Source organism: Klebsiella sp. WP3-W18-ESBL-02 (genome assembly GCF_014168815.1).
Classification (GTDB): Bacteria; Pseudomonadota; Gammaproteobacteria; order Enterobacterales; family Enterobacteriaceae; genus Kluyvera; species Kluyvera ascorbata_B.
The window spans coordinates 1,002,479-1,016,496 of sequence record NZ_AP021972.1 but is presented as its reverse complement, the minus strand read 5'-3'; the positions used below and the strand labels follow the sequence as shown (position 1 = coordinate 1,016,496).

The 14,018-nt window shown below is 57.3% G+C and carries 15 protein-coding genes; 5 read left to right on the top strand and 10 right to left on the bottom strand.

What is annotated here, in order from left to right:
* Positions 1-10: 10 nt before the first annotated feature.
* From H7R56_RS04940 to rppH, 8 genes are all read right to left on the bottom strand, one after another.
* Complete coding sequence (locus H7R56_RS04940; RefSeq protein ID WP_182928538.1) at positions 11-331, bottom strand: prepilin-type N-terminal cleavage/methylation domain-containing protein; 321 nt, start codon at positions 329-331, stop codon at positions 11-13.
* Positions 316-717, bottom strand: a complete 402-nt coding sequence (locus tag H7R56_RS04935; protein ID WP_106925930.1) for a DUF2509 family protein — start codon at positions 715-717, stop codon at positions 316-318. Before H7R56_RS04935 ends, H7R56_RS04940 begins: the two co-directional genes overlap by 16 nt.
* Entirely contained in the window at positions 714-1,268 is a 555-nt protein-coding gene (locus tag H7R56_RS04930; protein ID WP_106925928.1) for a prepilin peptidase-dependent protein, read from the bottom strand. Before H7R56_RS04930 ends, H7R56_RS04935 begins: the two co-directional genes overlap by 4 nt.
* The gene (locus H7R56_RS04925; RefSeq protein WP_106926117.1) at positions 1,262-1,720 is read right to left on the bottom strand and encodes a prepilin peptidase-dependent protein; all 459 of its coding nucleotides are present in this window, start codon (positions 1,718-1,720) and stop codon (positions 1,262-1,264) included. The genes H7R56_RS04930 and H7R56_RS04925 overlap by 7 nt, the downstream gene beginning before the upstream one ends.
* Before the next feature lie 172 nt (positions 1,721-1,892).
* On the bottom strand, positions 1,893-2,687 hold the full coding sequence (gene thyA, locus H7R56_RS04920) for a thymidylate synthase (protein ID WP_106925926.1): 795 nt from the start codon (positions 2,685-2,687) through the stop codon (positions 1,893-1,895).
* 6 nt (positions 2,688-2,693) lie between these two features.
* Complete coding sequence (gene lgt, locus H7R56_RS04915) at positions 2,694-3,566, bottom strand: prolipoprotein diacylglyceryl transferase (protein WP_106925924.1); 873 nt, start codon at positions 3,564-3,566, stop codon at positions 2,694-2,696.
* 268 nt (positions 3,567-3,834) lie between these two features.
* Positions 3,835-6,081, bottom strand: coding sequence for a phosphoenolpyruvate--protein phosphotransferase (ptsP, locus tag H7R56_RS04910; protein ID WP_106925922.1), 2,247 nt, complete (start codon positions 6,079-6,081; stop codon positions 3,835-3,837).
* A 12-nt stretch (positions 6,082-6,093) separates the two neighbouring features.
* Entirely contained in the window at positions 6,094-6,624 is a 531-nt protein-coding gene (rppH, locus tag H7R56_RS04905) for an RNA pyrophosphohydrolase (RefSeq protein WP_035893962.1), read from the bottom strand.
* A 453-nt stretch (positions 6,625-7,077) separates the two neighbouring features.
* On the opposite strand from rppH, the gene H7R56_RS28015 reads away from it, so the two are divergent.
* The 5 genes from H7R56_RS28015 to H7R56_RS04885 all read left to right on the top strand — a co-directional run bounded on the left by H7R56_RS28015 (position 7,078) and on the right by H7R56_RS04885 (position 10,348).
* Complete coding sequence (locus tag H7R56_RS28015) at positions 7,078-7,221, top strand: hypothetical protein (protein WP_374956736.1); 144 nt, start codon at positions 7,078-7,080, stop codon at positions 7,219-7,221.
* 86 nt (positions 7,222-7,307) lie between these two features.
* Positions 7,308-8,003, top strand: a complete 696-nt coding sequence (gene mutH, locus H7R56_RS04900) for a DNA mismatch repair endonuclease MutH (RefSeq protein WP_106925918.1) — start codon at positions 7,308-7,310, stop codon at positions 8,001-8,003.
* A 122-nt stretch (positions 8,004-8,125) separates the two neighbouring features.
* Positions 8,126-8,839 carry a TerC family protein gene (locus H7R56_RS04895; protein WP_106925916.1) on the top strand — a complete coding sequence of 238 codons (714 nt, stop codon included), beginning with the start codon at positions 8,126-8,128 and terminating at the stop codon, positions 8,837-8,839.
* Positions 8,840-8,962: 123 nt separating this feature from the next.
* Positions 8,963-9,181, top strand: coding sequence for a YgdI/YgdR family lipoprotein (locus H7R56_RS04890; RefSeq protein WP_035893968.1), 219 nt, complete (start codon positions 8,963-8,965; stop codon positions 9,179-9,181).
* Between the two features lie 126 nt (positions 9,182-9,307).
* Positions 9,308-10,348: an NADP(H)-dependent aldo-keto reductase gene (locus tag H7R56_RS04885; protein WP_106925914.1), complete on the top strand. Its 1,041-nt coding sequence runs from the start codon at positions 9,308-9,310 to the stop codon at positions 10,346-10,348.
* 154 nt (positions 10,349-10,502) lie between these two features.
* Here H7R56_RS04885 and lplT read toward each other — a convergent pair whose 3' ends face one another.
* Complete coding sequence (gene lplT, locus H7R56_RS04880; protein ID WP_106925912.1) at positions 10,503-11,696, bottom strand: lysophospholipid transporter LplT; 1,194 nt, start codon at positions 11,694-11,696, stop codon at positions 10,503-10,505.
* Entirely contained in the window at positions 11,689-13,848 is a 2,160-nt protein-coding gene (gene aas, locus H7R56_RS04875; protein ID WP_106925910.1) for a bifunctional acyl-ACP--phospholipid O-acyltransferase/long-chain-fatty-acid--ACP ligase, read from the bottom strand. Before aas ends, lplT begins: the two co-directional genes overlap by 8 nt.
* Between the last annotated feature and the right edge of the window lie 170 nt (positions 13,849-14,018).

The following is a 14,018-nucleotide window of genomic DNA, read 5'->3' as shown; positions in this document are numbered from 1 at the left end:
TCGCTCCTGACTACTGACTGACCGGGCAATGCAGACGCGTCATGCGTCCCTGCCTGCCCATGGGGGTGGTAATAGTAGCACTGATGCTGACACAACGTTGTGACGTTGTCTGTACCCGCTGGCTGCGCCAGCCTTCCGGCAGCACCGTAGGCTGCGGCTGCGTCTGCTCCCAGGCATAGAGCCACAGCTGGCGATACTGGCTAAGCTGAGCGCTAGCGGTAGCCAACGCCCGGTAATAACCGCCAAGGGCCGTGACGACCAGCACCATCAACGCCATCGCCAGTATGACCTCCGGCAGGCTAAAACCGCGTGTTCTCAGGGTATCTGACATAGCACCGCCTCTTTTAACGGGCAAAAATCACTCCAGCCGTGGGTCGAAAACTGCAGGCCGCTTGCGGCCCAGCGCCCGGATTGCCACAGCTGAAGATCGCCATTTTGCGCAATCAGCAACAGCCTGCCGTCGTTCTGCAGACGCGCGCAGACGCGGCTTTCGCCCAGCGACAGGCACTGGATGCCCGCCTCCACCCGCCAGGGTTGGCCTATTCCCCACTGCAACGCGGAATGCACCTGTGACGTGCGCTGCAATGCCCTGCTTTCGTCGGTGACCGTCGCCAGCTGGCGGCGCTGCGCCTGATTCAGCCCTTGTAGCATCAGGCTACCCAGTACCAATAGCATCAGTACCATGGCAAGCGCAGAGGCGCCGCGCTCGCGGTTCACAGGTTGTATCCCGTCACGCTGTACTGCGCGCTCACCGTATTGCCGCGCGTATCGCGAGCGGAAAGGACGATAGCAAGCTGTGGCATTAAGCTAACCCGCGCGCTACGCGTGACCTGAAAGTCGGTAACCGTGAGGGCCGCGGGGTCCGTCATTTTATCCCATCCGCCCCCTTCACAGGCGGTCGCACCGCGCCGCGTTTCCAGCACGCCGGTCTGTAAGCGAAAACCAATGCTGTCAGCCTCATCGGCGGGCGCGGTTTGCCAGGCACCGTTGCTGTCGCCATCCCAGCGAATAATCACGCACTGCCCCTGACGCGCAATGTACAGCGCATCATCACCGCAGCGCTCGCCGCCGCAGTACCCCGCTCGCTGTAAATGCTTCGCGAGGGTAAACAGCCGCTGCCAGACCTCCTCCTCCAGCGTTTGCTGCTGTATTTGCGCCAGCACGCCGCGCTGCAGGGCAGGCAAAAAGCGTGATGCGCCCAACAGCAGTATGCTGCTGATTGCCATCGCAACCAGCACTTCCAGCAGTGAGAACCCTCGCATCAGCATGCCCCCTCTTCACACAGACGTATTCGCCCCCAGTTTGAAACAACCACGGTCCAGCGTCCCGCCTCGCTGGCTATCGCAAGGCTACCGGCCCATGCGGTATTGCGCAGGCCAAAGAAGGCCAGATTTGGCGTCATTTTGCTGAGCGAGACTTCTTCCCACTCGGGCTGAAATACCGCAGGATTCCCCGCCGGGCAGCCTTCCAGCACCGCGTCATCTGCCGTAAGACACCAGCGCTGAGCGGTACGGTTTACCCGTAGCCGACGATCGCGGTTGTGCCAGTTGGCATCGTTACGCAGGTAAATCAGATAGTCCCGGAGCGCCGACGCCGTTTGCCATAGCCGTTGCTCCTGCTGCCAGCTGCGCCAGCCGTACAGGCCGGTAGCGCTGAGGATCAGCACCAGCGCCACGGCGGCTAAGGTTTCGATAAGGGTGTAGCCTCGTTCTCTGTTCATGCCGACAGTGTGCGGCGGTGCCAAGGGGATGACGAGAGGCGGTCGCGCATTTTTGCGGGGCGCGATGAGGTAAATATGAGGGCGTTGCAACCCGCGACAAAAAAATCGGAAGCAGCCTTCAAAGAATAAAAAAACGGCGCTGAAATCAGCGCCGTTTGTCATGCCCGGAAGCTTAGATGGCAACCGGCGCTTTGATACCCGGATGCGGGTCGTAGCCTTCGATTTCAAAGTCTTCAAAGCGATAGTCGAAAATCGAGGCCGGTTTGCGTTTAATCACCAGCTTCGGCAACGCGCGCGGTTCGCGAGTGAGCTGCAGCGCAGTCTGTTCCATGTGATTGTTGTACAGGTGAGTGTCACCACCGGTCCAGACGAAATCACCCACTTCCAGGTCGCACTGCTGTGCCATCATATGCACCAGCAGCGCGTAGCTGGCGATGTTGAACGGCAGGCCGAGGAACACGTCGCAGGAGCGCTGGTACAGCTGGCAGGAGAGCTTGCCGTCCGCCACGTAGAACTGGAAGAACGCGTGGCACGGCGCCAGCGCCATTTTGTCCAGCTCGCCGACGTTCCAGGCCGAAACGATGATACGGCGCGAGTCCGGGTCGTTTTTCAGCTGGTTCATCACGGTGGTGATCTGGTCGATATGACGGCCGTCCGGCGTCGGCCAGGCGCGCCACTGTTTACCGTAGACCGGGCCAAGATCGCCGTTTTCATCGGCCCATTCGTCCCAGATGCTGACGTTGTTTTCATGCAGATAGGCCACGTTGGTGTCGCCCTGCAGGAACCACAGCAGCTCGTGGATAATCGAGCGCAGGTGGCAACGTTTGGTCGTCACCAGCGGGAAACCTTCTTGCAGGTTAAAGCGCATCTGGTGGCCAAAAATGGAGACGGTACCGGTGCCGGTGCGGTCATTTTTCGGGGTGCCCTCATCGAGCACCTTCTGCATCAGTTCAAGATACTGTTTCATGCTTCCTCAGGAGATCTGTTGCTGCGGACGGCGAAACGCCCAGACCATCATAATGATACCCGCAAGCACCATCGGAATCGAAAGAATCTGCCCCATGCTGATGTACTGCACCCACTCGCCGGTGAACTGCGCATCCGGCTGGCGGAAGAGTTCGCAGATGATACGGAACAGGCCGTAGCCAATCAGGAACAGGCCTGAGACCGAGCCCGCCGGACGCGGTTTACGGATAAAGAAGTTCAGGATCAGGAACAGCACCACGCCTTCCAGCGCCATCTCGTACAGCTGTGACGCGTGACGCGGCAGCGAGCCGTAGGTATCAAACAGCGTTTGCCATTCCGGGTGCGACGGCAGCAGCGCCAGGTCTTCCGCACGGGAGCCTGGGAACAGCATGGTGTAGTGGAAGCTTGGGTCCACGCGGCCCCACAGCTCGCCGTTGATAAAGTTACCCAGACGACCGCAGCCCAGGCCAAATGGAATCAGCGGCGCAATGAAGTCGGAAACCTGGAAGAAGGTACGCTTGGTGCGGCGGGCGAAGATAATCATCACCACGATCACGCCAATCAGGCCGCCGTGGAAGGACATACCTCCGTCCCAGACGCGGAACAGATACAGCGGGTCCTGCAGGAAGGAATCGAAGTTGTAGAACATCACGTAGCCGATGCGCCCGCCGAGGAACACCCCGAGGAAGCCCGCATACAGCAGGTTTTCAACTTCGTTTTTTGTCCAGCCGCTGTTCGGGCGATTCGCACGACGCGTCGCCAGCCACATCGCGAAGATAAAGCCCACCAGGTACATCATGCCGTACCAATGTAGGGAGACCGGTCCGATGGAGAAAATTACCGGATCGAAGTCCGGGAAACGCAGATAACCACTATTCATCTGTCACCACAAATGCTTGTTATTCCGCCGAAAGTGGACAGCGGTAGAGATGCGCGCCGTAGGCTTCAGGCGCTCCAAAGGTGCGAATGATAGCATAAGGCGGATGAGAGGTGATGCGCCGAAGATGTAAAAGATATGTATAAGCAAGCAGCTTCGCTCGACCAGGTTACGCAATGGTGCTGCATGTAGGCCGGATAGCGCAACGCCGCCATCCGGCAAATGGCGCAGGAGCAAGATGGCGCTGCGCTTATCAGGCCGACAAAGGCAATCAGAGACCGCCGCGAATCAGGCCGCCAAGGCCACGACGTTCCATAAAGGCCGCCACCTGATGACGCACTTCAGTCGCCATCTGCGCTTCGAGGCTGCGCTGGGCCAGAGTCTGGGCATCTTCGAGTTCGATATTGCGCAGCAGATACTTCACGCGCGGTACCGAGCGGCCGTTCATCGACAGGTGGCGGAAACCCAGGCCAATCAGGATAGTCACGCACATCGGATCGCCGGCCATTTCGCCGCACAGACGTAAATCGATACCGTAGCGTTCGGCTTCCTGCACGATCATCGACAGCACGCGGATCATGCCCGGATGCAGGCTATCGTAGATACTGGCCACGCGAGTGTTGTTGCGATCTACCGCCAGCACGTACTGGGTAAGATCGTTAGTGCCTACCGAGATAAAGTCGATACGGCTGGCCAGATGCGGCAGCATAAAGACCATCGACGGAACTTCCAGCATGATACCAATGCGCGGTTTCGGAATCGCGTAGCCGATCATCTCTTCCACTTCGCGACCGGCGCGGTCGATCAGACGACGCGCTTCGTCCACCTCTTCAAGACTGGTGACCATTGGCAACAGAATGCTCAGGTTGCCGGTGGCGGCATTGGCGCGCAGCATGGCGCGAACCTGAACGAGGAAGATTTCCGGCTGATCGAGCGTAATGCGGATCCCGCGCCAGCCCAGGCATGGATTCTCTTCGCTAATCGGCATATAAGGCAGCTGCTTATCTGCGCCAACGTCCAGCGTACGCAGCGTTACCGGCTTGTCGTTGAACATTTGCAGCATCCCCTGATACTGCGCCACCTGCTCCTCTTCAGACGGGAAGCCGCTTTGCAGCATAAAGGGAATTTCAGTCCGGTACAGGCCAATACCGTCAATGCGACGGCCCAGCTTTTGTTCATGTTCCGGGCTCAGGCCGGCGTTGAGCATCACCTTCACGCGTTCGCCGCTTTTCAGCTCCGCCGGGCGTTCAACGTCCCCTTCCGCCAGGCGGCTGAGCTCGTTCTCTTCGCTGATAAGGCGCTGGTATTCCTGTAACAGGATCGGTTCAGGATCGACCAACAGCTCGCCGCGGTAGCCGTCTACCACCAGCGTGCGGCCGTGCAGTACCGATGGCTGAATATCGGCGCCCATCACCGTTGGGATCCCCAGCGCACGCACCATGATCGCCGCGTGGGAGTTGGCTGCACCGTCGCGAACGACCACCCCCGCTAAACGATCCTGCGGCACTTCCGCCAGCGTGGTGGCAGAAAGCTCATCCGCGACCAGCACAAAACGCTGCGGCCAGCCGTTGGCCCCTTGGGTTGTGTCATCGAGATGGAACAGCAGACGCTGCCCCAGCGCGCGCAGATCGCCCGCCCGTTCTTTCAGGTAGCCGTCGCTGAGCGCAGCAAACTGCTCGGCAAATTTTTCAACAACCGTTTTGACCGCCCATTCGGCTACCGAACCTTTATCTACCGCGGTAAACAGCGCGCGGCGCAGGCTGGCGTCGGACAACAGGTGAGAGTAAAGGTCAAAAATCGCCGCCGTCTCGGTTTGTGCCCCGGCGGCATAGCGCTTGCTGTAGCGACGAAATTCGTTGGCCGCCTCTTCCAGCGCGCCGGTCAAACGCTCACGCTCTAGCTGGACATCCAGCGATGAGGCTTCATAAACCTGCTCCATCAGCGGCAGGGTGGCATCCATCCAGCCTTCGGCAATCGCCACGCCCGGCGACGCGGGCAGCGCGCGAATACGCGTTTGTCGATACTGCCCGAACAGCGCCGTCAGCTGCGACTGCGACAGAATGGCCGCCATTTGAGTGGCCAGCGTCACCAGGAAGGATTCTTCGCTTTCGTCGAACTGCCTTAGCTCACGCTGCTGCACCACCAGCACGCCCAGCAGCTGGCGGCGCTGAATGATCGGCACGCCAAGAAACGCGCGGAAGCGTTCTTCTTTGACTGAGGGGATGTATTTATAGCTGGGGTGTTTTTGCGCATCGGCAAGGTTGATAGGTTCGGCCAGGCGGCCAACCAGCCCGACGATACCTTCATCGAAGGCGAGCGTAATGGTACGACCGCGCGGTTTTTTCAGGCCGCGGGTCGCCATCAGGTAGAAGCAGCGTCGATCGTTGTCGGCAAGATAGACGGAACAGACCTCGGTCTCCATGGCCAGGCAGACGTCGGTGACCAGAATATCCAGCGCCTCGTTCAGCCGAGGCGCGCTTGCGACCTTCTCAACAATTTCGCGTAAGCGCGTGAGCATAATATGCGTGGCTTAACCTCTTTTACGTCGATAAGCAGGCGCGCTTTGCGGTTTTGGCGCGCTCTCCGCAAGCGCCATCACAACGCTGGCGAACTCTTTCATTACCCGGCGGTAGACGTCGCGTTTAAACGACACGACCTGGCGCACCGGATACCAGTAACTCACCCAGCGCCAGCCGTCGAACTCCGGCGTGCTGCTGGTTTGCATATTGATATCCGCGTCATTGCCGATCAACTGCAAGAGAAACCACTTTTGTTTCTGGCCGATACAAACCGGCTTTGTGTCCCAACGCACCAAACGTTTAGGCAACTTGTAACGCAACCAGTTTCGGGTCGAAGCGAGGATCCGTACATCCTTACGGCTTAATCCTACTTCTTCGAACAGTTCCCGATACATCGCCTGTTCTGCTGTCTCACCGGGGTTTATGCCCCCTTGCGGGAATTGCCAGGAGTGCTGACCATAGCGCCGGGCCCACATAACCTGGCCCTGACGATTGCAAATTACAATACCAACATTTGGGCGGTAGCCATCGTCATCAATCACCGGACTACCTCAAAATAAGCTTCAATGTGAATGATTGTTTCACACTCGCTGGAAACGGTAAACCACTCTATTACAGCACGACCACCGAATAACATTTGAATAACTCACAGTAATCATCAGAGTTATAAACAGCGAACGCGGCTGACCGTCGATTTTATTCACTTTTTCTGTGGATAGAGTTGTGAAGAAGTATGGAATTACCCAGGGAAAACCCAGAGTACTCTGAATAATCGCACGCAACCACCGCACAGTAAAACGATATTTTTCATTATGTTATTATAGTTCATCTTGATGCATTAGCGCATAACGTGATGATCATCACATAGGCGATCCTCCAACTGATGAAAGATCGAGCAACGTTGGTTTTATCCACAGAATGTGCCAACAAGTTAGGCATCTTTTGTGCGAAAATTCGATTTTCATCGCACGTCAAGGCTGTAAATTGAAACAGTAGTGGGGCTTTTCCCCAGTTATCCCATTTTTCTGTGGATAACATGGTGTAAGATCCTGTTCATTGTCAGTGACCAGAATTGGAAAACCTTTTTTCACGCCGTTTTTTTAGCGCATGGCATTCATAAAAATGCAATACAATCATAGCGTTGTTATATTTACCCAGAAAAAGTTAAACTCTATCCACACCCGGTAAAACTGTCGTTCATTTTTTAACCAAAAGGCGCATTGTCATGTCAACGCTCGCTCCACTTTGCGAATCACCGAAAACCCAGGCCGATCTGCTCGCGCAGGCACAGCGGCTGGCGGGCTATTCGCTGGGTGAGCTGGCGGCGATGGCCGGTATCGTGGCACCCAACGATTTAAAGCGGGATAAAGGCTGGATTGGCGTGCTGCTGGAAATCTGGCTTGGCGCCAGCGCGGGCAGCAAACCGGAGCAGGATTTCGCGGCGCTCGGGGTCGAGCTGAAAACCATCCCCATCGACCGCCTGGGGCGGCCGCTGGAGACCACCTTCGTTTGCGTTGCACCGCTGACCGGCAACTCCGGCGTGACCTGGGAAAACAGCCACGTGCGTCACAAGCTCAAACGAGTATTGTGGATCCCGGTCGAAGGCGAACGGACAATCCCGCTGGCGGAGCGCCGCGTCGGCGCGCCGCTGTTGTGGACGCCCAGTTCGGAAGAAGAACGCCAGCTGCAAATGGACTGGGAAGAACTGATGGACCTCATCGTATTGGGTCAGGTCGAACGCATTACCGCGCGCCACGGCGAAGTGCTACAGCTGCGGCCAAAAGCCGCCAACAGTAAAGCGCTGACCGAAGCCATCGGCGCCCACGGCGAGCCAATCATGACGCTACCGCGCGGCTTTTACCTCAAGAAAAACTTCACCGCCGCTCTGCTGGCGCGCCACTTTATGCTGCAACCGCATTAATCTTTTTGTCCTACCGCGCGGCGGGATTATACTCCTCGTGCTGCTGGCAACGGAGTTGCCGAACGGCGGCACCTACAACGTACTTCAATTGAATCTTTCGTTTTTTTGGCAGGACTTACCTAATGTTATTTGCATGGATCACCGACCCCAACGCCTGGCTTGCGCTCGGAACGCTGACGCTGCTGGAGATCGTTCTGGGGATCGATAATATTATTTTTCTCTCTCTGGTTGTTGCCAAACTCCCCACCGCGCAACGAGCCCATGCCCGCCGCTTAGGCTTAATGGGGGCCATGATCATGCGCCTGGGGCTGCTGGCCTCGATCGCCTGGGTGGTCAAACTCACCAACCCGCTGTTTACGGTGTTCGATCAGGCGATTTCGCTGCGCGATCTTATCCTGCTGCTTGGCGGGCTGTTCCTTATCTGGAAGGCCAGTAAAGAGATCCACGAATCCATTGAGGGCGATGAAGAAAGCCTGAAAACCAACGTGCATTCGTTCCTCGGCGCCATCGTGCAGATTATGCTGTTGGATATCATCTTCAGCCTCGACTCGGTGATTACCGCCGTCGGTCTGTCCGATCATCTGTTTATCATGATGGCGGCCGTGGTCATCGCCGTAGGCGTGATGATGTTTGCCGCACGCAGCATCGGCGAGTTTGTCGATCGCCACCCATCGGTGAAGATGCTGGCGCTGTCGTTCCTGATTCTGGTTGGTTTTACGCTGATTCTCGAAAGCTTTGACGTGCACGTGCCGAAAGGCTACATCTATTTTGCGATGTTCTTCTCGATTGCGGTGGAAAGTCTCAATCTGCTGAGAAATAAAAAAAATCCGCTCTAATCTGTTGCCCATAGCCCTCTTTTGAGGGCTATGTCTGATTTTTTTAAGATTTTCCTGCTTTATGCTAACCCTAAGGTCGGTTATTACTAGACTGTTAAGAGTGCGGCGATGAAGGGGAAAACGATGACAAAATGGGCAGTTTTGATTTCCGCAGTAGGTTTAGCGTTTGCTGTTTCCGGCTGTAGCAGCGATTACGTCATGGCGACGAAAGATGGCCGGATGATCCTGACCGACGGTAAACCGGAAGTCGACGACGACACCGGGCTTATCAGCTATGAGGATCAGCAGGGCAATAAGATGCAGATCAACCGCGATGACGTATCGCAAATCATTAAACGATAACGACGAAGGTCAGCCGCCTGCTGGCCTTTTTTCATTTTCTGCTTTCCCTTTTTCTTCCCCTCTGCCATTTTTATATTCCTTTGTCGGGACTCTTTCCCGACGTTGTTGATAAAAGGAAGCCGGCTTATGCAGTACCACCGTATCCCCCACAGCTCGCTTGAGATAAGCACCCTTGGGCTTGGCACAATGACGTTTGGTGAACAGAACAGCGAAGCCGACGCCCATGCACAGCTCGATTATGCCGTCAGCCAGGGCATTAATCTGATCGATGTCGCCGAAATGTACCCCGTACCGCCGCGGCCGGAGACTCAGGGCCTGACCGAGACCTACGTCGGCAACTGGCTGGCGAAGCACGGCAACCGTGAAAAGCTGGTTATCGCCTCTAAGGTCAGCGGCCCGTCGCGCAATAACGACAGCGGCATTCGCCCGAATCAGGCGCTGGACCGCAAGAACATTCGCGATGCGCTGCATAATAGCCTGACGCGCCTGCAAACCGACTATCTTGATTTGTACCAGGTACACTGGCCGCAGCGCCCCACCAACTGCTTTGGCAAGCTCGGCTATACCTGGGCTGATTCCGCACCGGTGGTCACGCTATTGGAAACGCTGGAAGCGCTCACCGAATATCAGCGGGCCGGTAAAATTCGCTATATCGGCGTCTCTAACGAAACCGCGTTTGGCGTGATGCGCTATCTGCATCTGGCGGATAAACACGATCTGCCGCGCATTGTCACCATCCAGAACCCGTACAGTCTGGTTAACCGCAGCTATGAAGTGGCGCTCGCAGAAGTGAGCCAGTTTGAAGGCGTAGAGCTGCTGGCCTATTCCTGCCTGGCGTTCGGCACCCTCACCGGTAAGTATCTGAACGGCGCAAAACCGGCCGGCGCGCGCAACACGCTGTTTAGCCGCTTTACCCGCTACAGCGGCGAGCAAACGCAAAAAGCGGTAGCCGCCTACGTGGATATCGCCAAACGTCACGGCCTCGATCCGGCGCAGATGGCGCTGGCATTTGTTCGTCGTCAGCCGTTTGTCGCCAGCACGCTGCTCGGCGCAACCACGATGGAACAGCTGAAAACCAACGTTGAGAGCTTACATCTGGAATTGAGTGAAGAAGTGCTCGCGGAGATTGAGGCGGTGCATCAGGTTTATACCTACCCTGCACCGTAATTTATCGGCCGGATAAGTCGGTTACGCCGCTATCCGGCAATGTGCGCCGGGATGCCTGATGGCGCTGCGCTTATCAGGCCTACAGAACGGGTGTAGGCCGGATAAGGCGGTCACGCCGCCATCCGGCAATTTGAGCGCTGCGCTTGCCGCTCTGTCAACGGCGCTTACCCCACAGCCACAGCGCGATAATCGCCAGCGCAAACAGCACGCCAAAGCCCACGCCCACGCCGACAACCGGCACGTCGACCGCCACCGCCAGCGAGTAAAGCCCCAGCATAATCAGCATTGCGCTGTTTTCACCAAGGTTCTGTACCGCAATGGCGTTGCCTGAGCCCACGGTATGTTTACCGCGATCCTGCAACAGCGCATTCAACGGCACGATAAAGAAGCCGCCGCAGATACCGATGATAAACAGCAACACGTAAGCGGGTAGAATGGCATGCTGAAGAGCGAAAATCGCCACCACGACGCCAATCAACACCCCGGCAGGCAAGCAACGAGCCACCGTTTCCAGCGTCACCAGCTTCGCCGCTGCCGCCGCGCCCACCACGATACCCACTGCCACCATGGCGTTAAGATAGGTTGGCGTCGCGTTATCGGTCACGCCTAGCGCCACCGGCACCCACAGCACCAGCAGAAAACGCAGCGTCACGCCCGCGCCCCAGAACATGCTGGTACCGAGCAGCGAGAAACGCGTTTCGCCGTTATGCCACAGAACGCGACAAGCGTTGAAAAAGCTGGCGGTCATCGAACGAAAACGCCAGGACTGGCCCGGGCGCGCCGCCGGCAGCTTCGGGATAAAGATATTCGCCACCACCGCGCCGCCGTAAACCATCGCGCACAGCGCCAGCGCCCCGACCACGCTCCAGTCGGCCACCACGCCGCCCGCCACGGAGCCGATAAGAATAGCCGCGATGGTGGAGGCTTCCATCAGACCGTTGGCTTTCACCAGCTTATCGCCGGTGGTCATTTCGCCCAGAATGCCGTACTTGGCAGGCGAGTAAGCCGCCGCGCCGATGCCCACCAGCGTATAGCCAATAAACGGATTAAACCCGATGCAAATCATCGCCGCGCCCGCCAGTTTCAGACCGTTGGCGAACATCATCACCCGGCCTTTACCGTAGCTGTCCGCCACCTGGCCGACAAACGGTGCGAAGAGAATGTAAGCGCCCACAAACACCATCTGCAGCACCGGCTGGCTCCAGTCCGGATAGTACTGCTGTTTCATGAGTGCCAGCGTGGCAAACAGCAGCGCGTTGTCGCCAAAGGCCGAAAGGAACTGGGCGGCAATGACCGCCATCATGCCTTTTGACCAGATTGCGGTGTTAGTGTGTACTGACTCACTCATGCGGCTGTTCCGTTTCTGCAACCATGCTTTTAAGGGTGACGAAATCCGGTTTACCACTGCCCAGCAGCGGCAGCTGTTTCAGCCAGCGAATGTCGCGAGGGACCGCCAGCTCCGGCACGCCGTGAGCCCGCGCGTACTGTAAGAGACCGTCACGGGTCAGTTCATTATCGGTGGTAAACAGCACCAGCGCCTCGCCTTTGCTGGCGTCGGTTTTCACCGCGGTCGCGTGCATCTTATCGGGCGACACGGCCAGCGCCATCAGTTCGACCGTTTCCAGCGACACCATTTCGCCCGCAATTTTGGCGAAGCGTTTGGCACGCCCCTGAATCTGTACGTAGCCCTGGGCGTCGAAAGCAACAATATCGCCGGTGTCATACCAGCCGGTTTCCCGCTCACCATGCTGATTTTCCGCCGTTGGCGCTTCCAGTACGCCCGGATTTTCTACACGCAGATAGCCGCACATCACGTTCGGCCCTTTCACCTGCAGACGACCGCCCTGCTCAATGCCCGGAACGGCCAGCAGACGAGCGTCCATCCCCGGCAGAATTCGCCCTACCGTACCCGGCTTCGCCGCCATCGGCACGTTGATCGACACCACCGGCGCGCACTCGGTTACGCCGTAGCCTTCAAGAATGCGCAGGCCGAATTTGTCCTGCCATAAATCTTTGGTGCTTTGCTGAAGCTTTTCCGCCCCGGCTACGACATAGCGTAGACGATAGAAATCGTACGGGTTGGCGAAGCGCGCATAGTGACCTAAAAACGTCGAGGTGCCGAACAGCACGGTGCAGTTACGGTCGTATACCAGCTCCGGCACCATACGGTAGTGCAGCGGGCTCGGGTAAAGGAACACTTCCGCGCCGGTCAGCAGCGGCGTAAACAGACCCACCGTCAGGCCGAACGAGTGAAACAGCGGCAGCGCCGACATAAAGCGGTCGTTGGCGGTAAAGTCGGCGATGGTTTTAATTTGCTCGACGTTAGCCAGAATGCTTTTGTGGCTGTGCACCACGCCTTTAGGGTGACCTTCCGAGCCTGAGGTAAAGAGCACCATTGCCGGGTCTTCCGGCTTTTGCGGCACCTGCGCCAGATGCGGCATCAGCACGCGCGAGAAGATCCACAGCTTGTCGGCGGTGGTGACGTCGCCTTTTAAATCTTCCAGAAATACCCAGCGCACCTGGGTGAGTTGCTCGGTGAGATGCCAGAGCTTGCCTTTATCGAGGAACGTACGCGAAGTGAAAATAGTGCCGATTTGCGCCGCGGTAATGGCGCTGGACAGCCCTTTGACGCCCGCGGTGTAGTTCATCATCGCCGGAATGCGACCCCGCGCGATGGCGCCGAAAATCACCGCGGCGCTGATACCGGCATTGGGCAGCATCAGACCGATCTTTTCACCCTTCTGGCTGTATTTTTCGAGAATACGTGCCACAAACAGCGTTTTGGTGAGCAATTTGCGGTAGCTATCGGGCTGGAAGTTAATGTCTTCAACGCAGTGCTTTTTCTCACCAAAGCGGTAGATTGCGCTCAACAGCGATTCATACAACGTTTCGCGCGGTCGCACCGCCATTCGAGCTTCCATCATGATCTGATGCAGCATTTCGCCGGCAATGCGGCGGCGGTCACGCGCGCGCGGCGCCTCAGGCATCGGCAAGGTGGTCGGTGGCAGCAGGTGCAGCTGAATGCGCGGGAACATCCGGCGCTTAACCAGCCCTTTCAGGCGACTGAAGTAGCTCAGCTCGGCCCCTTCAATGCGCACCGGGATAATCGTCGCCCCTGATTTTGCCGCCACAAAGGCTGCGCCATCGTAAATTTTCATCAACGATCCCGACACCGAAATGCGCCCCTCCGGGAAAATCACCACCGGACGGCCCTGTTCAATCAGCCTGACCAGATGTTTGATAGACATCGGTTTTGTCGGGTCCAGCGGGACAAAATCGATGATCGGCGTCAGCCAACGCATGAACCATTTTTGCGAAATAGAGGTGTAGACGGCGAAAACCGGGCGAACGGGGAGAAACAGCGCCAGCAGAATGCCGTCGATAAACGAAACGTGGTTAGGCGTAATCAGCACCTTTGGCTGGCTGAGCGCCTCGGTGTTACCGGTCATCCGTACCCTGAATAACACCTTGAAAAGCTGTCGGAAGAAACAGAGAAGCATACCAACTCCTTTTGCCGTAGTTTTGTCTTTGCAAGGGTACACGAGAAAACCGGGGAAAAGCAGCAGACTGGCGGGTAGAGGCAAAAAAAAACCTGCGCATCTGCGCAGGTTGGTGTAATTAAGCGGTCAACCTTGTGGGCGACTTCACCTATCAATACCTCTGGGATAAT